The organism is Pseudomonas sp. B1(2018) (genome assembly GCF_003097365.1).
GTDB classification, from domain to species: Bacteria; Pseudomonadota; Gammaproteobacteria; order Pseudomonadales; family Pseudomonadaceae; genus Aquipseudomonas; species Aquipseudomonas laurylsulfatiphila.
Genome location: NZ_PYUK01000003.1, coordinates 112,328 through 135,446, shown reverse-complemented (window position 1 = coordinate 135,446; position 23,119 = coordinate 112,328). Strand labels below are relative to the sequence as shown.

The 23,119-nt window shown below is 58.8% G+C and carries 24 protein-coding genes; 7 read left to right on the top strand and 17 right to left on the bottom strand.

The genetic code is table 11. From position 1 onward, the window contains the following. Positions 1-94: 94 nt before the first annotated feature. The 4 genes from C9422_RS05735 to C9422_RS05720 all read right to left on the bottom strand — a co-directional run bounded on the left by C9422_RS05735 (position 95) and on the right by C9422_RS05720 (position 3,262). Positions 95-874 carry an ABC transporter permease gene (locus tag C9422_RS05735; protein WP_007972352.1) on the bottom strand — a complete coding sequence of 260 codons (780 nt, stop codon included), beginning with the start codon at positions 872-874 and terminating at the stop codon, positions 95-97. After that, on the bottom strand, positions 871-1,803 hold the full coding sequence (locus C9422_RS05730) for an ABC transporter ATP-binding protein (RefSeq protein ID WP_116579971.1): 933 nt from the start codon (positions 1,801-1,803) through the stop codon (positions 871-873). Before C9422_RS05730 ends, C9422_RS05735 begins: the two co-directional genes overlap by 4 nt. A 132-nt stretch (positions 1,804-1,935) precedes the next feature. Further along, entirely contained in the window at positions 1,936-2,559 is a 624-nt protein-coding gene (locus C9422_RS05725; protein ID WP_007972356.1) for a glutathione S-transferase family protein, read from the bottom strand. Positions 2,560-2,602: 43 nt separating this feature from the next. Further along, positions 2,603-3,262: a transglutaminase family protein gene (locus C9422_RS05720; protein ID WP_102700915.1), complete on the bottom strand. Its 660-nt coding sequence runs from the start codon at positions 3,260-3,262 to the stop codon at positions 2,603-2,605. A 225-nt stretch (positions 3,263-3,487) separates the two neighbouring features. Here C9422_RS05720 and C9422_RS05715 point away from each other — a divergent pair, with 225 nt between their 5' ends. Together C9422_RS05715 and C9422_RS05710 are read left to right on the top strand one after the other, a co-directional pair. Next, positions 3,488-5,935 carry an acyl-CoA dehydrogenase gene (locus C9422_RS05715; RefSeq protein WP_116579970.1) on the top strand — a complete coding sequence of 816 codons (2,448 nt, stop codon included), beginning with the start codon at positions 3,488-3,490 and terminating at the stop codon, positions 5,933-5,935. A gap of 74 nt (positions 5,936-6,009) precedes the next feature. Continuing rightward, on the top strand, positions 6,010-6,417 hold the full coding sequence (locus C9422_RS05710) for a PA2817 family protein (protein WP_007972361.1): 408 nt from the start codon (positions 6,010-6,012) through the stop codon (positions 6,415-6,417). Positions 6,418-6,589: 172 nt separating this feature from the next. On the opposite strand, the gene C9422_RS05705 is transcribed toward C9422_RS05710, so the two are convergent. Then, positions 6,590-7,588 (bottom strand): LysR family transcriptional regulator, encoded by a 999-nt coding sequence (locus C9422_RS05705; protein ID WP_116579969.1) that lies wholly within the window; start codon positions 7,586-7,588, stop codon positions 6,590-6,592. A gap of 89 nt (positions 7,589-7,677) precedes the next feature. On the opposite strand from C9422_RS05705, the gene C9422_RS05700 reads away from it, so the two are divergent. The 4 genes from C9422_RS05700 to C9422_RS05680 all read left to right on the top strand — a co-directional run bounded on the left by C9422_RS05700 (position 7,678) and on the right by C9422_RS05680 (position 11,275). Then, a complete protein-coding gene (locus tag C9422_RS05700; protein WP_116579968.1) occupies positions 7,678-8,304 on the top strand; it encodes an alanyl-tRNA editing protein in 627 nt (208 codons plus the stop codon). Positions 8,305-8,930: 626 nt separating this feature from the next. Continuing rightward, the gene (locus C9422_RS05690; RefSeq protein WP_116579967.1) at positions 8,931-10,154 is read left to right on the top strand and encodes a type II and III secretion system protein family protein; all 1,224 of its coding nucleotides are present in this window, start codon (positions 8,931-8,933) and stop codon (positions 10,152-10,154) included. A 119-nt stretch (positions 10,155-10,273) separates the two neighbouring features. Then, on the top strand, positions 10,274-10,987 hold the full coding sequence (locus C9422_RS05685; RefSeq protein ID WP_116579966.1) for a tetratricopeptide repeat protein: 714 nt from the start codon (positions 10,274-10,276) through the stop codon (positions 10,985-10,987). 18 nt (positions 10,988-11,005) lie between these two features. Continuing rightward, positions 11,006-11,275 carry a DUF3613 domain-containing protein gene (locus C9422_RS05680; protein ID WP_116579965.1) on the top strand — a complete coding sequence of 90 codons (270 nt, stop codon included), beginning with the start codon at positions 11,006-11,008 and terminating at the stop codon, positions 11,273-11,275. A 304-nt stretch (positions 11,276-11,579) separates the two neighbouring features. Here C9422_RS05680 and C9422_RS05675 read toward each other — a convergent pair whose 3' ends face one another. From C9422_RS05675 to C9422_RS05620, 12 genes are all read right to left on the bottom strand, one after another. Then, on the bottom strand, positions 11,580-12,542 hold the full coding sequence (locus C9422_RS05675; protein WP_116579964.1) for a type II secretion system F family protein: 963 nt from the start codon (positions 12,540-12,542) through the stop codon (positions 11,580-11,582). Between the two features lie 30 nt (positions 12,543-12,572). Further along, a complete protein-coding gene (locus C9422_RS05670; RefSeq protein ID WP_116579963.1) occupies positions 12,573-13,559 on the bottom strand; it encodes a type II secretion system F family protein in 987 nt (328 codons plus the stop codon). After that, a complete protein-coding gene (locus C9422_RS05665) occupies positions 13,556-14,998 on the bottom strand; it encodes a CpaF family protein (RefSeq protein ID WP_116579962.1) in 1,443 nt (480 codons plus the stop codon). Before C9422_RS05665 ends, C9422_RS05670 begins: the two co-directional genes overlap by 4 nt. A 3-nt stretch (positions 14,999-15,001) precedes the next feature. Further along, positions 15,002-16,222, bottom strand: coding sequence for an AAA family ATPase (locus C9422_RS05660; RefSeq protein ID WP_116579961.1), 1,221 nt, complete (start codon positions 16,220-16,222; stop codon positions 15,002-15,004). Further along, complete coding sequence (locus C9422_RS05655) at positions 16,216-16,710, bottom strand: TadE/TadG family type IV pilus assembly protein (protein WP_116579960.1); 495 nt, start codon at positions 16,708-16,710, stop codon at positions 16,216-16,218. Before C9422_RS05655 ends, C9422_RS05660 begins: the two co-directional genes overlap by 7 nt. Then, entirely contained in the window at positions 16,710-17,189 is a 480-nt protein-coding gene (locus C9422_RS05650) for a TadE/TadG family type IV pilus assembly protein (protein WP_116579959.1), read from the bottom strand. The genes C9422_RS05655 and C9422_RS05650 overlap by 1 nt, the downstream gene beginning before the upstream one ends. An 8-nt stretch (positions 17,190-17,197) precedes the next feature. Further along, the gene (locus C9422_RS05645; protein WP_116579958.1) at positions 17,198-18,541 is read right to left on the bottom strand and encodes a TadE/TadG family type IV pilus assembly protein; all 1,344 of its coding nucleotides are present in this window, start codon (positions 18,539-18,541) and stop codon (positions 17,198-17,200) included. 73 nt (positions 18,542-18,614) lie between these two features. After that, positions 18,615-19,439: a Flp pilus assembly protein CpaB gene (cpaB, locus tag C9422_RS05640; RefSeq protein WP_116579957.1), complete on the bottom strand. Its 825-nt coding sequence runs from the start codon at positions 19,437-19,439 to the stop codon at positions 18,615-18,617. Between the two features lie 15 nt (positions 19,440-19,454). Then, positions 19,455-20,783 (bottom strand): AAA family ATPase, encoded by a 1,329-nt coding sequence (locus tag C9422_RS05635; protein ID WP_116579956.1) that lies wholly within the window; start codon positions 20,781-20,783, stop codon positions 19,455-19,457. A gap of 2 nt (positions 20,784-20,785) precedes the next feature. After that, complete coding sequence (locus C9422_RS05630; protein ID WP_116579955.1) at positions 20,786-21,316, bottom strand: prepilin peptidase; 531 nt, start codon at positions 21,314-21,316, stop codon at positions 20,786-20,788. 27 nt (positions 21,317-21,343) lie between these two features. Beyond that, the gene (locus C9422_RS05625) at positions 21,344-21,535 is read right to left on the bottom strand and encodes a Flp family type IVb pilin (RefSeq protein WP_116580128.1); all 192 of its coding nucleotides are present in this window, start codon (positions 21,533-21,535) and stop codon (positions 21,344-21,346) included. A 90-nt stretch (positions 21,536-21,625) separates the two neighbouring features. Continuing rightward, on the bottom strand, positions 21,626-21,817 hold the full coding sequence (locus C9422_RS05620) for a Flp family type IVb pilin (protein WP_116579954.1): 192 nt from the start codon (positions 21,815-21,817) through the stop codon (positions 21,626-21,628). 407 nt (positions 21,818-22,224) lie between these two features. Between C9422_RS05620 and C9422_RS05615 the strand changes: the two genes are divergently transcribed. Further along, a complete protein-coding gene (locus C9422_RS05615) occupies positions 22,225-23,094 on the top strand; it encodes a DNA-binding response regulator (protein ID WP_116579953.1) in 870 nt (289 codons plus the stop codon). The last annotated feature ends 25 nt before the right edge of the window (positions 23,095-23,119 follow it).

The window sequence follows — 23,119 nt, the reverse complement described above, 5'->3', positions numbered from 1 at the left end:
CCCTGTAGGAGCTGCCGCAGGCTGCGATCTTTTGATCTTGATTTGAGCCCGTTAAAAAGCCAAAAGATCGCAGCCTTCGGCAGCTCCTACAAGGTCAGGTGCGCATCCCGCGTCCGCTGACCAGCAACCGTGCACAACCGATATACAGCACTACGGTCGCCACCAGCATGAAAGCGATGGCCACACTGATGCGGATATCCGATACGCCGAGGATGCCGTAACGGAATGCGTTGACCATGTGCAGCACCGGGTTGGCCAGCGATACGGTCTGCCAGAACGGCGGCAGCAAGGTGATCGAGTAGAAGACCCCGCCCAGGTAGGTCAGTGGCGTCAGCACGAAAGTCGGAATGATCGAAATATCATCGAAGTTGCGCGCAAACACGGCGTTGATGAAGCCCAGCAGCGAAAAGATGGTCGCGGTCAGCACCACCACCAGAATGGTCACGCCCAGGTGATGCACCTGCAAGTGTGTGAAGAACAGCGACAGCAGGGTCACGATGATCCCCACCATCAAGCCGCGCAGCACGCCGCCCAGGGTGTAGCCGATCAGGATGGTGTGCGGCGATAGCGGCGAGACCATCAGCTCTTCGATGGAGCGCTGGAATTTGCTGCCGAAGAAACTCGACACCACGTTGCCGTAGGAGTTGGTGATCACCGACATCATGATCAGCCCCGGCACGATGTACTCCATATAGGTGAAGCCACCCATGTCACCGATTTGTCGACCGATCAGGTTACCGAAGATCACGAAGTACAGGACCATGGTGATGGCCGGTGGCAGCAGGGTCTGCGGCCAGATCCGGGTGAAACGCCGGACTTCACGGTAAACGATGGTGTTGAGGGCAATGAGGTTGGGGCGCAACTCGGAACTCATACCGCCACCTTCGACAGATTTTTCTCCACCAGGGACACGAACAACTCCTCGAGGCGATTGGTTTTGTTACGCAGGCTCAGCACTTCGATGTTCTGCTGCGCCAGCTGGGTGAACATCGCGGTGATGCCCATGGACTTTTCCACCTGGACTTCCAGGGTGTGGCTGTCGATCAGCCGGGACGGGTAGCCGAGCAACTGAGGCGCGGCGGGCAAGTCGCCCTTGAGGTCCAGCAGAAAGGTTTCGACATGCAGTTGGCTGAGCAGCTGACGCATGCTGGTGTTCTCGACGATGGTGCCGTGGTCGATGATGCCGATGTTGCGGCACAACTGCTCAGCCTCTTCCAGGTAATGGGTGGTGAGGATGATGGTGATGCCTTTCTGGTTCAGCTCGGTGAGGAAGCTCCACATCGAGCGACGCAGCTCGATGTCCACCCCGGCAGTCGGTTCGTCGAGGATCAGCAGGCGCGGTTCATGAACCAGCGCGCGGGCAATCATCAGGCGACGCTTCATGCCGCCGGACAGTGAACGCGACGGCACGTCCTTCTTGTCCCACAGCCCCAGTTGGGTCAGGTACTGTTCGGCGCGTTCCTTGGCGACTTTCGCCGGGATGCCGTAGTAGCCGGCCTGGGTCACGACGATGTCGAAGGTCTTTTCGAACTGGTTGAAGTTGAATTCCTGAGGCACCACGCCGATGGAGCGCTTGAGCTGCGCAGGATTGCGGTCCAGGTCGTGACCGAAGATATTCACCGTGCCGCTGGTCTTGTTCACCAGGGTCGAGAGAATGCCGATGGTCGTGGATTTGCCGGCGCCGTTGGGGCCGAGCAAGGCGAAAAAGTCACCTTCGGCGACTTCCAGATCGATACCACTCAGGGCCTGGAAACCGTTGCCGTAGGTTTTGGTTAGCTGCCGGATGGACAGAGCGGAACTCATATCTGATTTACGCACCAAGAAGGGAAGAAAGGGATAAGTATGGACGGCGGCGAACAATACAACCGCAACAACTTGGCACAATGGTGCTTGTCGCCGCCGCACAAGTACAGTCAAGCGTGTCGATAGTGAGTATTAAGTCAACGCGGTCATGACCGCCTTTTGATACGCCGGACGCTGTTTCAACCGCGCGTACCAGGCCTGCAGATGCGGTAGTGGCGCACGCTCGATCGGCATCTCGAACCAGGCATAAATGAAACTGCCCAAGGGAATATCACCCATGCCGATCTCGTCTCCGGACAGGTAGGGCGTGTTCGCCAACGCCTGGTCGGCCATCGCCAGCAGCGTGTCGCATTCCTTGATCGCCGCCTTGATGGCGGGCCAGTCCTGCTGGTCTGCCGGGGTACGCAGCACGCCCCAGAACAGGGTACGGAACGGGCCGGCAAAGCTTGAGGTGGTCCAGTCCATCCATTTGTCGGCGCTGGCACGGGCTTGCAGATCCGCGGGGTACCAGGCCGTGTCGGCGGCGTGGCGGGCCATCAGGTAACGCACGATGGCGTTGGATTCCCACAACACGAAACCATCGTCCTCGATCACCGGCACCCGACCGTTGGGGTTCATCGCGCGGTACTCGGGTGTATCGACGACACCAAAGGCGCCACCGGCATCGATCGCCTCGTAGGCCAGGCCCAGTTCTTCGGCGGCCCACAATGGCTTTCTCACATTCGATGAGTTTTTCCGACCCCAGATCTTCAGCATGACCGCCTCTTTTTTGGTAAGTGGGCAGGCAGCATACGCCGGATCAGGTGCGACTCAAATCGCTCTGCATGTCACCCAACAGCGGTTGCAGTTGCTCACCGAACAGATGCGGATAGCATTTTTCCAGGTGTTCGAAAAAGAACGCTTCAGGGACGTCGGCGAACTGGCCGTGATCGACGAGGTACTCCATCAGCTTCGCACCATCGCGGTTGAAGGGATGAAAAACGCTGTCGTTGATCCCGTCGAATTCCAGCGGCGCCACATTGAACAGCTCGCAAAGTTTGCGGTTGAACGCCGGCGTCGCCTTGATCCAGCGACCCTGCAAGTAAAACTCGGTGTAGCCGTGCATGGCGAACATGTCGCTCTTGAGCAATTCAAGCAGGCGAGGCGTCGACAAATGATTGCGCACATCCGCCAGGCCGATCCGCGCGGGAATCCCGCAATGCCGCGCTGCACCTGCCAGCAACGTGGCCTTGGGCACGCAGTAACTCTCCCCGGTCGCCAATGCATGACTGCCGCGCAGGGTCTGCGGATCGCGACTGAAGGTGTACGGGTTGTAGCGCACCGCTTCGCGCACGGCGTAATAAAGACTGATCGCCTGTTCAAGCGGATCGCGACTGGCACCGCGGTGTTTTTCGGCGAACTCCACCACAGACGGATGGTCACTATCGATGAAGCGGCCGGGACTCAAGTACTCGTGCATGAGAATAATCTCCAGGGGAAGCCCCGAGTCTAGCGAGAGCTTCAGCACAGAGATAACGACGTTTCGGCCAAATATGGGCGCTTTGCCGCTCGTTCAATGAAGGTTTTTCCCACGTGTGCGGCCCATCTGGCCCACGAAAATCATCCTGGGTCACCACCCGCCTGTTTTGCGGATGCCGTCTAAGCTCTGAGGGCTGGTCCGCCCTGGTTTCACGGAGGAATAAATATGCTGCTGTTGTGGATACTGGTTCTGCTGGTCGGTATTGCTTATCTGGCCCACCGCCGCATTGCCCCGCTGCCCGCCCTGGTCATCGTGGCCGTCTATGTCGTGGCCATGGGCGCTTTCAGCCGCGCACCAGGCTGGTTGCTGCTGGTTTTCTGGATATTGATCGCTGCCGTCGCCGCACCCTTGCTGCTGCCCGACCTGCGTCGCAAATTGTTCAGTGCACCGATGTTCAACTGGTTCCAGAAAACCCTGCCGCCGATGTCGCAAACAGAACGCGATGCCATCGACGCTGGTACGGTGTGGTGGGACGGAGAGCTGTTCAGTGGCCGTCCGGACTGGAGCAAACTGCTGTCCTATCCCAAAGCGCAATTGAACGAAGAAGAACAGGCTTTCATCGACGGGCCGACCGAAACGCTCTGCACCATGGTCAATGAGTGGCAGCTCGGTCAAACCATGGACCTGCCGCCCGAAGCCTGGGCTTTCATCAAGGACAACGGCTTTTTCGCCCTGATCATCCCCAAAGAGTTTGGCGGCAAAGGCTTCTCTGCCTATGCCCACTCGCAAGTGGCGATGAAGCTGGCAAGCCACAGCGGCGACCTCGCCTCCACCGTGATGGTCCCCAACTCCCTCGGCCCGGCCGAATTGTTGCTGCACTACGGCACCGACGAACAACGCAATCATTACCTGCCACGCCTGGCACGCGGCGACGACATCCCGTGCTTTGCCCTGACCGGTCCGCTGGCCGGCTCCGACGCGGGCGGCATGCCGGACTCCGGGGTGATCTGCAAAGGTGAATGGGAAGGCCAGGAGGTTCTCGGCCTGCGCCTGAACTGGGAAAAGCGCTACATCACCCTCGGCCCGGTGGCTACCCTCCTCGGCCTGGCCTTCAAGGCCTATGACCCCGATCACCTGCTGGGCGACAAGGAAGACCTGGGCATCAGCCTGGCGCTGATTCCGACCGACACCGTCGGTGTCGAGATCGGCCGCCGGCATCTGCCGCTGGGCGCCGCGTTCATGAATGGCCCGAACTCGGGCAAGGACGTGTTCGTCCCGCTGGAGTTCCTCATTGGCGGCCAGGAAATGCTCGGCAAGGGCTGGATGATGCTGATGAATTGCCTGTCGGTGGGGCGTTCGATTTCCCTGCCGGCGGTGGGCACCGGCATGGCCAAGTTCACCAGCCTGGTGACGGGCCAATACGCGCAGATTCGTGAGCAGTTCAATGTACCGATTGCCGCTTTCGAGGGCATACAGGAAGCCATGGCCCGCATTGGCGGCAACGCCTGGATGATGGATGCCGCCCGCATGCTGACTGCCAATGCAGTCGACCTGGGCGAGAAACCGTCGGTGCTGTCGGCGATTCTCAAGTACCACCTGACCGAGCGCGGCCGCGACTGCATCAGCGATGCCATGGATGTGCACGGCGGCAAGGCGATCATCATGGGGCCGAACAATTACCTGGGCCGCAAATGGAACGGCGCGCCGATTTTTATCACGGTGGAAGGCGCGAACATTCTCTCGCGCAACCTGATGATCTTTGGCCAGGGCGCGATCCGCTGCCATCCTTTCGTGCTCAAGGAAATGGCCCTCGCGGGCCGTGAAGACAAGGATCAGGCGCTCAGAGAATTCGACGAGCTGCTGCTCAAGCACATCGGTTTTGCCGTGGGCAACGCCGCCAGTACGCTGGTGCTGAATCTCGGTTTCGGGCACCTCGAACACATCCCGGGCGACAAACTCAGCCAGGGTTACTTCCGCGCCCTCAATCGTCAGGCTGCGGCATTCGCCCTGCTCGCTGACCTCAGCATGATGTTGCTGGGCGGCGCACTGAAACGCCGGGAACGCCTGTCCGCACGACTGGGTGACGTACTGAGCAACCTTTACCTGGCCTCTGCCGCACTCAAGCGCTATCACGATCTCGACACACCGGAGTACATGACGCCACTGGTGAGCTGGGCCATGGAAGAAAGCCTGGGGCAGGCGGAACGGGCCATGGATGAGCTGCTGAACAACTTCCCGAACAAAGTCGTGGGCTGCCTGTTGCGGGTGATCGTGTTCCCGTTCGGTCGCCGGCACAAAGGCCCCTCGGACAAACTCGCTGCCGAAGTCGCTGCCTTGATTGGTCGCGCCAAGGGCGACCCAGCCCTCGAGGAATTGCTCCTGGGTTGCTATCGCCCGCAGGCGAGCGACGATCCGGTCGGCGCCTTGCAATACGCCTGCAACCTGTTGAGCGCCGCTCAGCCGCTGCAGAAAAAGCTGCATGTGGCACTCAAGAGCGGCCAGGTCAAACCGCTGGCCGGCGAGTCACTGATCGATGCCGCGCTCGAGGCTGGTGTGTTGCAGCCGGTGGAAGCGCAAACCCTGCGTGAAGCCGAAGCGGCCCGGCGCAAGGTGATCGATGTCGATGACTTTGACCAACAGGCGTTGGCACTGGCCGAGGGAAAAGTCCGCTGATCCCTTCAAACATGTAAAAACGGGCGCGGGCGCTTTATACTCCCGCGCCCGTTTTGCTCTTGAGGACTTATCTCGTGTCCAACATCGTTGCCGATCATCTCGTTTTACTCGACCACCTGCGCAGCATCCTGGTCGCCGTAGGTGAGGCCGAGCAGGTTCCCGACGAAAGCCATGCCTTGTTCCTTGAGCGCTTCGACGAGCTGCTGGCGTTACTGCCTGTCGACCCGATTGAAAGCCAGTACCTGGGCCAGGACATTCTGTGCCAGGTCATCACTCGCTATCCGCAAATCGCGCACCTGGTGCCGCGCGACCTGCTGTGGTATTTCGCCGGTGACTGCCTGCATTACATGCCCGATGATGAAATCGACCTGTACCAGGCCCTGGAAGAGCGTCGCTTCGAAGCCGAACAGAACGACGAACCTTTCGACTGGAACCAGGAAAAGCAGCTGCTGGCGTTGTCGAACCAGGACAGCAAGCACTGATCTGCAAAAGATCGCAGCGCTCCTAAAAGGTGTCGGATGTACCTGTAGGAGCTGCCGAAGGCTGCGATCTTTTGATCTTGTTTCCTGATCGATTCCGAAATCGCCAAAAGATCGCAGGCTGCGCCAGTTCCTACAAGGAACTGCCGAAGACTGCGATCCTTTGTTTCGACCTTCAAAACAAGCCGTCACTCTCCGGCAGTTCATACTCCGATGGCGACCAGCCCGGACCATTCGACCGACCCGGCTTGCCCAGCGTCGGCTCCTTCGCCAGACATTCCACCAGGTAATCGATCAACACCCGTAGCTTGGGCGGCAGGTATCGGGTTGGCGAATGCAGTAACCAGGCGCCGCCGTGATAGGACGCCAGAAAGGTCCAGTCCGGCAGCACTTGCACCATCAACCCTTTCTCCAGAGCATGGCGCGCCGTGAAATACGGCAGGCTGCCAATCCCGATGTGCTGCAACACCGCGCCATAACGTACGCCAGTGTGATTGGCGGCATATCGCCCGCGCACACCCACGGTTACCGTCTTGCTGCCTTTCTTGAATTTCCAGCGTGCGTCGCTGGGTGTTTCGCCCAGGTAAATGCAACTGTGATTGAGCAAGTCATGGGGATGAGTCGGCGTCCCGTGCTCGGCCAGATACTGTGGAGTGGCGCAGAGCATATGATCGATGGTCAGCAACTGCCGCCCCACCAGCCCCGCAGGCGGCCGATCGGTGATGCGAATCGCCAGGTCGACATGATCGTCGATCAAATCGACCTGGCGGTCCTCAAGCAACAGCTCCACATCCACCTTGGGATAACGCCGCAAGAACTCCGGCATGTGCGGGTGGATCACGATTCGGCCCACCGCTTTCGGCACGCTGATACGCACCAGCCCCTCGGGTTCATCGGTGAACTGGCCACTGATTTCCATCACTGACCGCGCGGCATTGACCATTTCCTGGCACCGCTTGAACACCTCCTCGCCACCGTCGCTCAGACGCAACTTGCGCGTGGTTCGTTGCAGCAACCGGGTGGCGAGCGCCTTCTCCAGGCGCGAGATGCTGCGACTGACCGCCGAGGGCGAAGAGCCCAACTGACGGGCTGCCTCGGAGAAACTGCCCGTCTCGACAACCTTGACGAAAATTGCCATTTCACCGAGCAGCGGCAGTGGAAGATTTATGCTCACAACGCAACAGTCCTTTGATGTTTGCCCGGATTATCACGTATTTACCGGCTTTCTATAATAGAAACCGATTACCAATACGAGCCCGCAATATGACGCTGCGCCTTTTTTTCCATAGTGATGAGCTCAAGGCCAACGTGGAAGTCCTGGAATGCACCCCCCACGAAAACGAGTTTGCCGTGGTCTTGCGCGCGACCCTGTTCCACCCCCAGGGCGGTGGACAGCCTTGCGACACTGGCTGGATTGGCGAAAGCCAGGTGCTGCGTGTGGTCCAGGATCCCGAGCGGATCATCCATTTTGTCGATCAGCCGGTAAAAACCGGGATGACGCCAATCCGCGTCGACGAACAACGCCGGCGGTTCAACACGCGCATGCATTCGGCTGGCCATTTGATCGGCCACTTTGTCCAGGCCATGGGCTGGATGCCGATCAAGGCGCATCACTGGCCAGGTGAAGGGCGTGTGCAATTTCAGCCGGGCAAATCTGCGCAGGACGTCGAGGCCGAGGTCATCGAGCATGGCATCGGGCAGTGGATCGACCACGACCTGCCGCGCCTGACCTCACTGCGCGAAGGCGCCCGGGAAATCGGCTTCGGTGACCTGCCCGCCTACGGTTGTGGCGGCACCCATGTACGCAGCTTGAAGGATTTGGGCGCGGTAACCATCGCCTCCGTTTCGCAGAAAAAAGGCACGCTGTCCGTCCACTACCACGTGGACTGAGCACTGGACGTTCGTGAAGGGCGCCTGATTTTATCGATGCAAGCATTGCCCGGCCCGCCCAGTCATACTGGCGGGCCTTTTTTGCTTCAGTACACCCCGTCAGCATCCGGCAGCCGCACTGCGCCCCCCCCCTGCCCGCCCACCTGTCTCCAGTCTTTGCACCATTAGTTTTCCTATAACTCATGGCACTTTGGTTTGATTGAACTAACGTCAAACCATAAGAAGTCATAACGGCTCGATTTTCCACGTTAGCTTCAGTGATCAGATAGCGGATTGGCAAAAGGAGTTACCTCACTATGATCCTGGCAGGCGATTTCCGGCGCTGTACCTTCATTGCCGACTACTTTCCGGGGGAGCCAGGTCGACGGACAGTGCAATCCATAACCGCACGCATCGCTCTGACAGGCAATCCAGATAACCGGATCACTCAAACCGTTTTTTTGCAAAGGTCGCTCGCGGTCCAGCCGGATCAGCGAATTGCGCCCGCTCGTGTGTAGCACGCAAGGATAACGCCAAGGCCACGGATAAGTGGACTGGCGCATTGGGGGGGATAGCCCGATCCCCGAGAAGTGATCCGAGACAGCTCAGTCTGCCGAAGATTGGCCTATTCAGTGAGGATGTACTTGATGAGCCTTCGTCCCGTGCCCGCTTTCAAGCGAATTATCCATGGCCTGCTCTGGATGGGCCTCAGCGTGGATGCCGCTCAGGCCGCGCCGGCCAATTGTCCGCAACTGGACAATTGGCCGACAACGTACGAGGTCGGTCAGGGGCTGCAGAATGAACTGCGCAGCCCCGTTTCGGTAACGCAACTGGCGGTGGGTGACCCGAAAATTGCCGACGTGCAACCCAGCGGCAGCAACGCGTTCATACTCACGGGCATTGCGCCGGGGACCACCAGCCTGATGGTCTGGACCGCCTGTTCGAAAACACCGCGCCAAGCCATGGTGTTCGTCAAGGGCAGGGCCACGTCGGCGCTCACCAGCGTGCCGTCGGTGCCTTCCGACGACCCGTTGCTGCCGAGCCAGGTGCAGACCGATGTCCGCTTCGTTGAAGTCAGCCGGACCAAGCTCAAGGAAGCCTCCGCCTCGATTTTCGGCGTCCGGGGGAACTGGCTGTTCGGCTCGCCGAGAACCTTGCCCACCATCGGCGGCATAGTCACGCCGGCGATACCGGTGAGAAACGACCAGTTCAACCTCACGTTTGCTACCGGCAGTACCCTGGTGGCGATCAACGCGCTGGAAGGCAGCGGTTTCGCCTACACCCTGGCGCGGCCAAGCCTGGTTGCGCTCAGCGGGCAAAGTGCGAGCTTCCTGGCCGGCGGTGAAGTACCGATTCCGGTGCCCAGTTCAGGCAGCGATAACGTGTCCATCGAGTACAAGGAATTCGGTATACGCCTGACCCTGACGCCAACCATCGTCGGGAAAAACCGTATCGCACTGAAGGTGGCGCCGGAAGTCAGTGAACTGGATTTCACCAACGCAGTGAGCATCGCCGGCACGATTGTCCCGGCCCTGACCGTGCGCCGTACCGATACCAGCATCTCCCTGGCCGACGGCGAAAGCTTCGTCATCAGCGGCCTGATCAGCACCCACAACGACTCCCAGGTGAACAAGTTTCCGGGGTTGGGCGATATTCCGATTCTGGGCGCGTTTTTCCGCGACAACACCATCAACCGTGAAGAGCGCGAACTGCTGATGATCGTCACCCCGCATCTGGTCCAGCCATTGGCTGCCGATGCACAACTACCGACATTGCCTGGCGAACAGCTGCGCAATTACGACCCGAACTTCTACCGCATGTTCTTTCTGGAAAATGGTGACTTCGACAGTCTCAGCGGACTCTCGCAATGAAACGCAGCCTGAACCGCACTGACCTCGCCCTCACTCGTAACGGTGACTTTGAACGCTTGCCGGGCCAGCTGTACTGCCATTGGCCAGGCGTTCAACCTGTTTTAGCCAGAGGACATTCAATGAAAGCAGTCATTGCAATAGCGGCGACATTAATGCTCGCAGGTTGTGCCAGCAATGGCATGCCTTCGCGACCGGGTAGCTGTGCCAAGCCCGGTTCGGAGCAAGAACTGGCCCTGAACCTGGCCGACAACATGGCCGAAGAAGGCCGTTTGTATGCCAGCCTGGCGAATCTGGAAGGTTTGCCCGATAGCGTGGTCCAGGTTCGCCTGCGCAAGGCTCGGGTGCTGCGCTTGATGGGGCGTAGCGGCGACGCGCAGCCGTTGTACGAAAGCTTGCTTGGCACCTGTCTGGCGGCTGAAGGGGAACATGGCCTGGGCCAGTTGGCCGCCGCCAGAAATGATAACGCCACCGCTGCCATTCACCTTGAGCGTGCGGTGAAAATGGCCCCCACCGATGACAAGATGCGAAATGACCTGGGGGTCGTCTACCTCAATCAGCGACGGATCCCTGAAGCACGCTTTGAGTTCATGACGGCCATGGAGCTCAAGCAGGAGAACACATTAGCGGCACTCAATATGGTAACGCTGCTGATCTACCAGGATAACTGGAAGGCGGCCGCCGAACTCGTGACCCGCGCCGACTTGAGCCCCAAGCAAGTCGTAGAGGCTCAAACCCGCGCGGAAAAACTCAAGGCCTCCGCCAGAAAAGTGGTGGCCTCCGAGGGCAATCGCAAGACTGAGGTAGCCGATGCCTCTTCCAGTGCGAACAAGTAGAACGTACGAGGACTCGAGATGAAGACCAAAAGGCTGTTGATCGGGTGCATGGCTTGCCTGTCCACCACTGCCTGGGCCATTGAGCCGGGCCCTTCTTCGCCGTATCAACAAGGCACCGAACAGTGGTTGCAGCTGCAGATTCGCGGCGTGGTTGCCTCCCCTCACCTGCAAACCGCTTCGGCCACCGAACGTGACCTGGCCATGCAGCGCTGGCTGAACAGCTTCAACTACCCGATTCCGGAATTTTATGACCAGGACACCGGGGGACAAATCACTAGCGGCAACTGAGGGATGTCGATGGATGACAAGTCTCTGGCGTAATCCAGAGTGGCCTGGCTGCAAAGCCGGGCTTGATGGTCGTGTGCAGAAAAGCAGCGGCATCTAAGCATGATCCATCCCTGGTCGGATCACCCTGTAGGAGCTGCCGAAGGCTGCGATCTTTTGACTTCAAGCGATCGTAAATCGCAGGAAGATCAAAAGATCGCAGCCTTCGGCAGCTCCTACAGGGGATGGGTAAACCTATGGCAGGAAAGTACAGATCAAGCTCAGGGTGACAAGGCCGTCGCACTCGACAGCCTCAAGCCGTTTGAGCTCACCCGAATGCTCTCAACACCCCGATCAGGGCTGGGCCGATGGCAACCAGAAAGAAGCTCGGCCATAGGCAGAAAATCAGCGGAAATATCAGTTTGGTACCGATTTTCGCCCCCGCTTCTTCGGCGGCCTGAGTGCGCCGATCACGGAATTCATCGGCATAGATGCGCAGGGTGTCGGCCACGCTGGTACCAAAGCGGATGCTCTGCGCCAAAAGGCTGACCAACCCTTGTACGTCCTCCAGACCGGTGCGCACAGCCAGTTGCTTGAGTGCCTCGGTACTGGTAATGCCCGCACGGATTTGCGCATTGACCTGGGCCAGTTCCTCCGCCAGCTCAATATGGCTGACCGACATCTCTTCAGCCACACGTTCGATGGTCGTAGGCAGGGCCAGGCCCGATTCCACGCAGACGACCATCAGGTCCAGCGCATCTGGAAACCCCACACGCAGCCGGTTTTGACGCGACTCCTTACGCTTGCTGACATACAGTGCCGGCAGCAACCAACCGATACCGGCCGCCATGGTCACCACCAACAGGCCGATCATCAATGAAACCTTGGGGATCAACGGCAACAGCAGCAACGCAAGGCCAATCAGTAACAGCGGTAACATCAGGCGCACCGCCCAGTACATCTGCACTGCCGAAGAGGAACGGTAACCCGCATGCATCAACAGGGTCCGGGTTACGGACGTCTTGGTCGACTCGGCCGAAGCAAAGCGCTGGCCGACCCGTTCCAGCAACAATTGCAGGTTACCCGGAGCCTCCTGCCCGAACGTATTGCCCAAGTGACCACGCTTGATCAACGCCAGGCGACGCTGCACCGGGTCCTGAAGGCCTAGCATCAGCAACATCACGGCGATGACCGCAAACACCGTACTCAAACCGATCACACTGATGAACAATATGCGCGCCAGCTCTTCGTTCCCCGTAACCCGACTGAACAACCCCAGCAAATAGTCCATGATCCTGTACCTCCCGGTAGCGAGTACCGCTTAAACCTGAATCCGGATGATTTTTTTTATCCAGAAAATCCCGATCAACATGGCGCCGAAAGCCCCGATGATCAGCTTATGGCCCGTGGGGTCATTGATCAGCACAGGAAGGTAACTGGGGCTTGTAACGATAATCGCGATCGCCAACACGAAAGGAATCGCCACCAGCACCCAGGCCGACATACGTCCTTCCGCCGACAAGGTCTTGATCTTGCGCTGAAAGCGGAAGCGTCCACGGATCAGCCGACTCAGGCGCTCCAGCACTTCCGTCAGATTGCCGCCGGTCTCGCGATGGATGAGGATCGAAGTCACCAGCATCATCACCGTCATGCTTGGCATGCGCTCCAGCAGGCCGAGCATGGCCCGGCGCACATCGTTGCCATAGTTGATATCGGCGAAGGTCAGGCCAAACTCATGAGCGACCGCCCCTCGATGCTCCTCGGCAACCAGGCGCAGGGTTTCGTTGAAGGGGTGCCCGGCGCGCAGGGCTCGGCACATGGCATCCAGCGCATCTGGCAAACCTTCCTCGAACTGCGCAAAACGTTTGTTGCGATCACGCAGGATTTTCAGGACCGGGACCCAGGCCACCACAAAAGCCACCGCCAGCGCCATCCACCAGATCGCCGAAACCATCAGGACTATGGCGCCGGCTGCAACGCCCAGGGAAAGCCCAAGCAATATCACCCGATAAGCACGATATTCATGGCCCGACTGCTCGATCAGCTGTGTCAGGTTCGCCATAAAAGGCAACTGCTCGAGCATCGCCTCCAGTGGCGACAAGCGCGTCAGGTACTTCTGCCTCAACACTGTTTGCATATTAGGTAGATGGTTGGCTTTCTCCAGTACATGCAAGCGGTTGCGGATGAGCTTGCGCATCTTCCCGGCTTCGCCGAATACCGGCACCGCCACGCCCTGGGACAGAAGGAACACGGCGATAAACACCATGCCGAGGAACATCAGAATGAATTCACCAGGAATATTGTTCATGACTGCCGTGCCTCCATCCACTCAGGCCTGAACATCGTCAGCGGCAACTCGATGCCGCGCTTGGCCAGCACATCTCGGAAGGCGGGGATCATGCCACTGGGACGATAATCCCCCAGCACCTCGCCGTTTTCGCCTACGCCATGGCGTGCGAAGGAAAAGATTTCGGTCATGGTGATGATCTCGCCTTCCATGCCGTTGATTTCCTGCACGCTGACCAGGCGGCGCTTGCCGTCCTCCTGGCGTTCCAGCTGGATCACCACATCGATGGCCGAAGCGATCTGCTGACGCATGGCCTTGATCGGGAAGGTCGCCCCGGTCATCGACACCATGTTCTCGACCCGCCCCAACGCATCACGCGCGGTGTTGGCGTGGATCGTGGTTAACGAGCCGTCGTGGCCGGTGTTCATCGCCGTCAGCATGTCCAGCGCCTCGACACCACGCACTTCACCGATCACGATGCGGTCCGGGCGCATCCGCAGGCTGTTGCGCACCAACTCCCGCTGGCTCACCTCGCCGCGCCCCTCGATGTTCGAAGGCCGGGTTTCCAGGCGCACCACATGGGGCTGCTGCAGCTGCAGTTCGGCCGAGTCCTCGATAGTGACGATCCGCTCGTTGTGCGGAATGAAACTGGACAGGACATTGAGCATGGTGGTCTTGCCACTGCCGGTACCGCCGGAAATCAGCACGTTCAAGCGCCCACGCACTATCGCCTTGAGCAGCAGGGCAATGGCCGGGGTCAACGTCCCCACCTGGATCAGGCTGTCGGTATTGAGCAGGTCCACCGCAAAGCGCCGGATCGACATGCTCGGGCCGTCGATGGCCAGCGGCGGGATAATCGCGTTGACCCGCGAACCGTCCTTGAGCCGGGCGTCCACCAAGGGCGAAGACTCGTCGATACGCCGACCCAGGCTGGAGACAATACGGTCGATGATGTTCAGCAAATGCTGATCATCGCGAAAGCGCACATCGGTGCGTTGCAGCTTGCCGAAGCGCTCGACATAGACCGAGGCAAAGCCGTTGACCAGAATATCGGACACGCTGTGATCGGCCAGCAAAGGCTCCAGGGGGCCAAGGCCGAGCACCTCATCGATGATCTGCTTGATGATCAACTGGCGGCTGGACGTACTCACCGGTGCCGAATGCTCGTCGAGCAGGCGCTGGCAAATATCGCGAATCTGCCGCGTGGCCTCAGCCTGCTCAAGGGAGTCCAGCAAGGACAGGTCCATGACCTTGAGCAACTGTTGGTAGATCTTTTCTCGCCACTCGGCTTCCACCGGGGTGACCTGGGTTCTGGTTTCGTACATGACATCCGGGATTGCGTGCTCCCAAGCCATCAATTCATCTGCCGGATCCGGCAGGTTACCGTCCAACGTGGTAACCGACGATGAGGCGGGTTTAGCGGACTGTTTGCGCAAGCGGTTACGAAAGTCGCTGATCATGGGTCATCCCCCGAAAAAACGGTTGAAGGCGCGTTTGAGTAAGCCTTTGTTCCCGGTAGCCTGTTGACCGACCAGGCCCTCGGTCATGTCGCGCAGTGCAGCAGTGATCGCTGCCTTCGGCGCATGCAGAGCCAAAGGCACGCCAGTGTTCTGACTCTGGCTGACCAGGTTGAAGTCGTTGGGTAATTTGGACAGGTTCGTGCAGCGCAGCGCCTCGCCGATATCCTTGAGGTTGACCGCTGCCGACTTGTCATAGCGGTTGACCACTATCTGCAATTGATCCCCGCGTACACCCAGGTCTTCGCGAAGAATCCGCACCAGGGAGCTGGCATCGCGCAGATGGCTGACGCTCTGCTGCACCACCACGTACACCCGGTCCGCCTGCTCCAGCACGGAGCCTGTGAGGTGGTCGATTTGCCGTGGCAGATCGATCACTACCCAGTCATAGCTGGCGCGGGCCAACTGCAACAAGGAGTCAAGTTGCTCGGGTTGGGCATCCTGCGGCAGACACAGCTCACCGGCACGGCCACCCAGCACATGCAAGGTGGGGCTGAAGTGACTGCAAAAACCCCGTAGCGCAACGCTGTCCATGCCGTCGATCTGATGCAACACCTCAAGATGGCTGTGGGTTTGCGCCACATCCAGGTAATGCGTCACGCTGCCAAATTGCAGATCCATGTCCAGCAACAGGGTACTGCCACCCTTCATGCTGAGCTGTTGGGCCAGGTTGCAGGCCAGCATGGTGCCGCCCGATCCGCCCTTGGAGCTGGTTACGGCGATCAATTTCCCTTCTGTGCCGCTGCCGGTCCGAACCTCCATGACCAGCCGATTCAAGGCAGCGACCAGTTCTGTCTCGGCGATGGGCTCGGGCAACACGTCACGGGCACCGGCCTGCATCGCCAGGCGCATGCCTTCCTGTTCGCTCAGCAACCCGCACACCAGCATCGGCGGACGCTCATGAGCCGGGCGCTGCAACAGTGCCGCAAGCTCTTCACGCCACAGGTGGCTGACGCGCAACAGCAACAGATCAGGCATCCGGTCCAGGCCGTAGAGCGGGTCAACATGCCCATTGCTCACCAGGCGAGTGCTCACCTCCAGGCTGGGCATGCGCTGGCAGACGCTCTGCAGGTCTCGCAACGATGTGGCATCACGGCTACTGATCAGCAACCGTAGCCCGGCTTTGCCGGTCGCGGTAGAGAGTGGAGTGTCCTTGGTATTCAGCATGGCGTGATCTCCCCGGAATCGGAATGACGCCCGAGGCTTTCGCGTGGCAACGTTGCTCTGATTACGGGCAAGGTAATGGGCACGCCGAACCCGGGAATAAACAGATTGAAAACGTAGTTCTGCAGACTCAACTGGACATAGCGGATGGCACGGAATCCATTGCTCCCACTCGTGTCGGAGGGGTTGGTTACCAACGCACCGTTTGCGTCCAGATATCTCAGCGTCAGGTTGCTGGTGCTCAGATTGCCTATCAGCTGGCTGGTACCCGCGTCGCCTGCGGCATTGAAGATCGCCCGCTGCAGGACCACCGGGTCGCTGATGTTGCACACCGCAGCCAGGCGCGTACCACGCCGTACGGCTTCATCCAGCGCATTGACCGTGAAGTACACGCGGCCCATTTCCACTACGCCGAACAACAATGTGAATACCAGCAGACCAACGATGGCGAACTCCACCGTATAGGTGCCGCGCATGTGTTTTCTGTTCATCACAGCGCCCTCATCACGGTAGTGGCAACCAGCGGAATACTCAGAGCAATCTGATTACCCACAAAACCGGGAAGCGATCCAGTGCAATTGCCACCGCCAATCACCGGGCAGAACGTGTAAGTGATGGTGACCCGCACATGGTCTGTGCCCACCGCGGCAACGACCACGTTGCCTGTCGTCAACCCTGACACCACTGCGGTCCCGGTGTTGGCAGGTACGCCATACACCGCAACGTTTTTTGTCTGGGTCAGTAGCGTATTGCTCAGAGAGACCGCACCCAGCGTCGAGTCCCAGGCATTACTGGCGACGAAACGGTCCGCATCACGACTGGCCTGAAGCAGGATGTTGTACTGATAGAGCATGCGGCCGAACTCACCGAAGGCCAGCAGCAGCAACAGCAACACCGGCAGGACCAGAGTGAATTCCACCATGGCCAGGCCTTGCTGACGCTGCCGACTTTTAAATCCATGAAGTCTCATGACGCCCCCTACGAGTCAGTGCTCGGAGTACCGCTGCCGTTGAGATAGGTTTTGTACAGCTGAATGATCTGCGGGCCGGAATCGGTAGACGGCGAGGGACCCGCCACGTTGTCACCTTCGCACTCTTTCACGAACTGGCCGAAAATTTGCGCGTCCCCGCCCCCGCCAGCCATAGGCTGCACCACGAAATAGCAGCCAAAACCGAGAACGGGAATCGAGGTTGAACCACCCTGTTTGCCGGCGCAGTTGCCCACCACGACTTTCAGCATCCGACGCTCGAACACCCCATTGCCCTGACAACCACTGCCTCCCGCGACGCAGGCGGCAACGCTCGCACGCCAGTCGTTATAGTCCAGTATCGAGTTGCTACCGGCGGTGAGATTGCCGTTGTTCGAGGTGACGGTCTGGCCTTGGTACTTGGCTTGTGGAGGAGAGACTGAGTCGTCGTAGATGATTGCGGGATTACTGGACGAGGTCACCAGGTCTGGCGGATAGTCCGAGGCACTGACCGGACCGTTGTAGATGCCGAAGCGAGTATTCAGACCTTGAGACGCAGGACCGACCATGTTGCCCGGGGATGTCTGGACATTTTGCCCCACGTCGCGACAGACCTTGCCACCTCCGGCCAGATCTTCACGGACCTGACTGCCACCCGAGCCAAAATCGAGCAACTGAAAATTACCTGGGCCAATGGGTGACGAATTGCCGGCCGCCGTCTTCAAAACCTGCAAATCACCAAACTGAAACCCCCAGAACATGCCGGCCGCCGGGTTGTATTGAGTCGGGTTGCCACAGACCATCAAAGGGGCAAGATCACAGGGACTGGTAGGGCTGGGTCCGGCGGTGGCGATCGCCGCCACCGCTTTGGCTCCCAGGCCACCAGCGCCGAAGACCTGGGCGAAGTTCCAGAAAAACCCTGTCAGGCCATAGCTCGGTACCGATACCCGGACGTACTTGGCATCCGTCGGCCCGGGATACGAGAACGGGCCATAGACGCTGCTTGCCAGCTCCACCACCGCAAATGCACCTGCGTTGCCGCCCACAGCCGTGGCCAACTCGTTGTTACCTGTGGCATTGGCATTCTGTACCAGCGTATTGAGCGCGGCGGTGCGAGTCGTGCTGGCACTGTTGCTGCCACCCGCCACCTGACTCAGGGTCTTGGCACCACTCAGGGCGGCGGCGTCCACCGCATTCTGCAGGCGCGTTTTGTTCAGCATCATATGCCCGCCGTCCAGAGCCAAGGCCGCCATCAGACCAATCACCGCCAACGCGATCACCATCAATACACTCACCGATCCTTCCTGGCGCCTTGGCGTCGAAGTGAACGGCCGCTGAATACGAAGATTCATCATCAAGCCCTCGATTGCCGATACTGATCCGGATCGGCTCCGCCAATACCCAGGTGCCCGGATACCTGTGCGCCCGTCAGCGAATGTTGACGACTTTGGCTTCGGTCCCGCGGATAACAGTGATACCCGCCCCCTCGCCACTGCTGCGCTGTACCACGCGTTTTGGCGCTTCGACAGTGGCCACAGCCATGGCCGGGGCAACAGGTGCAGCAGGCGTGGCAGGCGCAACGGCCGGGCTTTTCTTCTCGAGGTTCAGCGGGTTACGCAGCGCCAGTTGTAACTTGCCTTCCGTCTGCGCGGTGACCAGCGCTTCCGCTTCAGCGGCCGACATCTCCAGGGTCACTGCGCGCACCACGACTGGTTGGGTCTTGTCGGTACCTGCGGTCTGATCCACCGCCAACACCCGCAAGTTCTCGAGGATGGTCCGGGACGTGGCGTTGTTACTGCCGGCATTGGTGGTTTTGGTCGCCAGTACGTCCACCCGGTTACCCGGTAACAGGAATCCACCGACGCCGACCACATCGTCCACCCGTACCGATATGGCGCGTTTGTCAGGCGCAATCAAGGAAGCCAGGGTGCTGCCCCCCAAGTGCTCGCTCAGACGAGCACCGCGCACGATGTCGCCCCGCAGAATGTCGAACGTTGCGATTTTGCCCACGGCTTTTTCGCTGGCATCGAAGGCATCGTCCGGGATCGTATCCATGGGCATGCGTACGGTCGTGACCTGTTGGGCCTCAACCATTTGCCCGAATGGAATCTCCACCGTGGCGACCACCACGTTTCGAAGGTGGTCATCCGGGCTGGCATTGAGCCGCGCGCTCAGCCAGGAATCGGCCATCCATGCGGCCCCCAGGCCCATGGCCAAGGAAACACCTATCAGGGTAAGCGTACGAGAGCTCATGTCAGTATCTCCGCATCAAAGAAAGTCGAGCTGGACGAAGTAGTTGTGCCAGGCCCATTCCAACTCTTTCGGTGACAGTGGTCCGGAACCGCCTATATAACGCTGGCGATCGAGTGCCATGTTCAGGAGATCGCGGGGATGGCAAGGCACCAGGGGCATGCCTTCACTTGCATAAAGCCTTTGCAGCACATAACGCACCAGCAGCGGGTCATAAGAAACGCCCAGACGCTCGCTTTCCTGACGCCAGATCTTTTCGTACTGCTCGGGCTTCAGGTAACCGAACTGCAGCTTGTAGCCAATCCGGCGAAGGAAGGCCTCATCGGCCAGTTCCAGGGGATTGAGGTTGGTGGAAAACACCAGAATCAGATCGAACGGCAACTCGCAATGCCGACCACCGCCCAGGTTGAGGAAATCGCGCTTTTCTTCCATCGGGACGATCCAGCGATTCAACAGTTCGGCAGGGGCCATGCGCTGGCGTCCCATGTCGTCGATGATGAACAGGCCATTGCTGGCCTTGAGCTGCAAGGCGGCCTGGTACTGACGGGTGAAGGGGTCATAACGAACGTCCAGCTGCTCCATGCTCAACTCACCGCCGGTGATGACAATCGGGCGTTTGCAGCACAGCAGACGACGGTCGATCCCTTCGTTGAGCATCAGACTGTTTTGCTGAACGTTGTCATCGAGCCGCTGATGAACTTGCGGGTCATAGATTTCGATCACTGACTCATTGATGACGATGGCATGAGGGACCCAGATGGCCTCGGCGAACAGTCGGATCAGCCGGGAACTGACATAGGTCTTGCCGGTACCTGCGGGGCCATAAATCATGATTGCGCGCCCGGAGTTCATTGCCACACCCAACTGATCAAGCATCTCCTCCGTGAGCACTACGCCAGCAAGGGCATTGCGCATATCGTTGGCGTTGATGCGACCATGGTGAATGGTCTGTAGCTTGATCAGGGAGCGGTAGGTACTGACCGGGAAGGGTGCCGCTCCGATATAACCACTGCGCGACAGGGCATCACGGGCGGCACTGCGCCCACGTTCGGTCAGGCCGTAACGCAGCATCTGCCCGCCGGTTTGACTCATCTGGCCCAGCACTTCGACACGACCATCCTTGCGCAGAAACGCCAGAACCTCTTCAAGTACCGCGCCAGTCAGCGCCAGGCGATCCACCAGCCGCGACATGTCCAGTACCCCTGCATCAAACAGATGCTTGCACACCAACTCACCGAGAAAACTGTCGGTCAGACCCGTTTCGCGGATTGTGCACGGCTGAGGAGCCAGTCGTTGCACCGCTTCCCGCTCATTCGGGAAGGCATCAGTATCAACCATGACGTGCATGACTAATCTCCCAATCCACTGGCAAGGAGTTGCCAGTAGATGCTGCCCAGTGTGCCGAGCAAAATTGCAATCGAATAAGGAAAAGGCTTGCCAGCTACTTCATCCGAAGTTGGCGCCAGATAAGCCTGCGCCCTTAGAATCAGCCAATAACGCCCCAAGGTCTGAAACAGTTGACCGCGATACAGCACTATCAAAAAACCGCATACGCCGCCGGCTATCAAACTGAACATTGCAGCCCACAACGCGAAATGAAATGGTAGAAAGCTGCCGACCATGGCCATCAACTTGACGTCGCCGGCAGCCATGCCACCGAAGGCGTACATTGGCAGGAACAGCGCAAAGCAGATCAGAATGCTCAACAGGCTGTCACCCAATCCGCTGATGCCACCTGAATACATTTGAGCCCCCAGTCCCAGGGCAAGCCCCAACAAAACCAGCCAGTTGGGAATACGGTGGCGAAGCAGATCGCTCACCACCGCCACGCCCAATAGTCCTAGCAGTAAAACAGTCGACACCAGCAATTCCATGGACATGGCGCGTCTCCCCTGACGGGATTATCGTTAGCAGGCAGAACCTTTGACCGCAGTGCACAGCGCTGTGATCTTGGTGTTCACCTCGCCGCCCAAGGTTACAAACATTGCGGCAACAGCTACCGTAACTAACCCACCGGCAACGGCGTACTCCACAATGGTCAGGCCATCTTCATCTTTGGCGAATTTGCTTATCAAAGTTCTGATTGTTTGCAGAGTCATTTTTGTGTACCTCACTTCAGCGGCCATACGGCTTAGAAAGTACATTGGCGGGGACAGCGCGAAGCGCCCCGCCACGGTGAGTTGCAATCATCAGCAGGCAGAACCTTTGACCGCAGTGCACAGCGCAGTGATCTTGGTGTTCACGTTGGTGCCCAAAGTTACAAACATTGCGGCAACAGCCACCGTAATTAACCCACCGGCAACGGCATACTCCACAATGGTCAGGCCATCTTCGTCTTTGATGAACTTCACCACCGAAGCCTTGATTGTTTGCATGATCATTTTGCCCACCTCACTCGAATGTTGTTTTTTCTGAGGCAGTACTTTCTGCGCTGCCTGAGTGCAACCCTAGTCAGGAGCAAGGCATGGGCGTTAGGAAGATTTTGCACATCGCTAGGACTTTTTTGCGGGGCGGCCAATACGGAGCATTGGTCTTTGCAGCAGTCACGGGAGGGGTAAACAAAGCATTGAAACGCAAAGGCAATTGCCATTGATTCACAAGCGACAGGCGGCTCGACCGGGCTTTTTCGACGACACACGAGCAAATAATCGCCTGGAGCTGCCTTCCAGATAACCCATAGAGCGAATAGAACTAAAAATCGTATTTTCTATCAGGATTAAATCTGCAGAATTGATGGCACATTGGCAATACTGGCGATGAGAGTCACTAGAACCCCCAGAGTGAAGACATGACGTCCAATTTGACCAGTAGGCCATCGCTCCTATGGTTCGATCTGACTCATGATCGGTCCACGAAAGAACTCGTCACGCAGTTCGAGGATGCCTGCGACTGCAAACTGGCAAAAAACTCCGTGTTGCCCATCGGAGAACAGGCAGACATGATCTGCATCCATTTTGATCGCCCCGACACTCCAGGCTTGAAGCTATTACTGGAGATCAAACGCACCACCCCGACCATCCCGATCACCATGTTCACCGTGCAGCACTCGGAGGAACTGGCGGTATGGGCTATGCGCTCCAGCGTCTGGGAATACATGGTGCTCCCGTTCTCGACCTCCGAGAAGAAGCGTTACCTGACGGCGGTGCTGCAGCTCTGCGAGCTGCGCCGTAATGCCAACGGCCAGGACAAGTCTTCGCAGATCGAACACTCCCCGACCCTGCCAGACAGCATCCGGCTGACCTCAGGCCACCAAAAACACCAGGCACTGAACAGCGTCATGCTGTACATCGAACAGCACTTTCGTGACAGCATCGATCAGAGGGACCTGGCGCAGCGCTGCGGCATGACGACATTTCGCTTCAGCCGCCTGTTCAAGGAAGCCAATGGACTTGGCTTCACGGATTACATCCTGGACAAGCGCATGAACTTCGCCAAAGAACTGCTCGACAACAGCCAGATGCCGATTACCAGCATCGGCTATGAGGCCGGCTTCAAGGATCCGTCCTACTTCGCTCGTGCCTTCAAGCAGTTCGCAAACTGCACGCCCAGCGAATACCGCCTGGCACGCCAACTCAGAGCAACTGCAGCTGTGCAACGGGTGCAGGATGAAGAAACCACTGACGCGCTCGAAAGCCTGGTACAGAGCCTCAGCAGTTGATCCGGTTTTTTACGCGCAAACAAAA

Bases quoted from the DNA above. Each gene is read 5' to 3' on its own strand.
- C9422_RS05735 (WP_007972352.1), bottom strand. From the start codon at position 874: ATGAGTTCCGAGTTGCGCCCCAACCTCATTGCCCTCAACACCATCGTT.
- C9422_RS05730 (WP_116579971.1), bottom strand. From the start codon at position 1,803: ATGAGTTCCGCTCTGTCCATCCGGCAGCTAACCAAAACCTACGGCAAC.
- C9422_RS05725 (WP_007972356.1), bottom strand. From the start codon at position 2,559: ATGCTGAAGATCTGGGGTCGGAAAAACTCATCGAATGTGAGAAAGCCA.
- C9422_RS05720 (WP_102700915.1), bottom strand. From the start codon at position 3,262: ATGCACGAGTACTTGAGTCCCGGCCGCTTCATCGATAGTGACCATCCG.
- C9422_RS05715 (WP_116579970.1), top strand. From the start codon at position 3,488: ATGCTGCTGTTGTGGATACTGGTTCTGCTGGTCGGTATTGCTTATCTG.
- C9422_RS05700 (WP_116579968.1), top strand. From the start codon at position 7,678: ATGACGCTGCGCCTTTTTTTCCATAGTGATGAGCTCAAGGCCAACGTG.
- C9422_RS05690 (WP_116579967.1), top strand. From the start codon at position 8,931: ATGAGCCTTCGTCCCGTGCCCGCTTTCAAGCGAATTATCCATGGCCTG.
- C9422_RS05685 (WP_116579966.1), top strand. From the start codon at position 10,274: ATGAAAGCAGTCATTGCAATAGCGGCGACATTAATGCTCGCAGGTTGT.
- C9422_RS05680 (WP_116579965.1), top strand. From the start codon at position 11,006: ATGAAGACCAAAAGGCTGTTGATCGGGTGCATGGCTTGCCTGTCCACC.
- C9422_RS05675 (WP_116579964.1), bottom strand. From the start codon at position 12,542: ATGGACTATTTGCTGGGGTTGTTCAGTCGGGTTACGGGGAACGAAGAG.
- C9422_RS05670 (WP_116579963.1), bottom strand. From the start codon at position 13,559: ATGAACAATATTCCTGGTGAATTCATTCTGATGTTCCTCGGCATGGTG.
- C9422_RS05665 (WP_116579962.1), bottom strand. From the start codon at position 14,998: ATGATCAGCGACTTTCGTAACCGCTTGCGCAAACAGTCCGCTAAACCC.
- C9422_RS05660 (WP_116579961.1), bottom strand. From the start codon at position 16,222: ATGCTGAATACCAAGGACACTCCACTCTCTACCGCGACCGGCAAAGCC.
- C9422_RS05655 (WP_116579960.1), bottom strand. From the start codon at position 16,710: ATGAACAGAAAACACATGCGCGGCACCTATACGGTGGAGTTCGCCATC.
- C9422_RS05650 (WP_116579959.1), bottom strand. From the start codon at position 17,189: ATGAGACTTCATGGATTTAAAAGTCGGCAGCGTCAGCAAGGCCTGGCC.
- C9422_RS05645 (WP_116579958.1), bottom strand. From the start codon at position 18,541: ATGATGAATCTTCGTATTCAGCGGCCGTTCACTTCGACGCCAAGGCGC.
- cpaB (WP_116579957.1), bottom strand. From the start codon at position 19,439: ATGAGCTCTCGTACGCTTACCCTGATAGGTGTTTCCTTGGCCATGGGC.
- C9422_RS05635 (WP_116579956.1), bottom strand. From the start codon at position 20,783: ATGCACGTCATGGTTGATACTGATGCCTTCCCGAATGAGCGGGAAGCG.
- C9422_RS05630 (WP_116579955.1), bottom strand. From the start codon at position 21,316: ATGTCCATGGAATTGCTGGTGTCGACTGTTTTACTGCTAGGACTATTG.
- C9422_RS05625 (WP_116580128.1), bottom strand. From the start codon at position 21,535: ATGACTCTGCAAACAATCAGAACTTTGATAAGCAAATTCGCCAAAGAT.
- C9422_RS05620 (WP_116579954.1), bottom strand. From the start codon at position 21,817: ATGATCATGCAAACAATCAAGGCTTCGGTGGTGAAGTTCATCAAAGAC.
- C9422_RS05615 (WP_116579953.1), top strand. From the start codon at position 22,225: ATGACGTCCAATTTGACCAGTAGGCCATCGCTCCTATGGTTCGATCTG.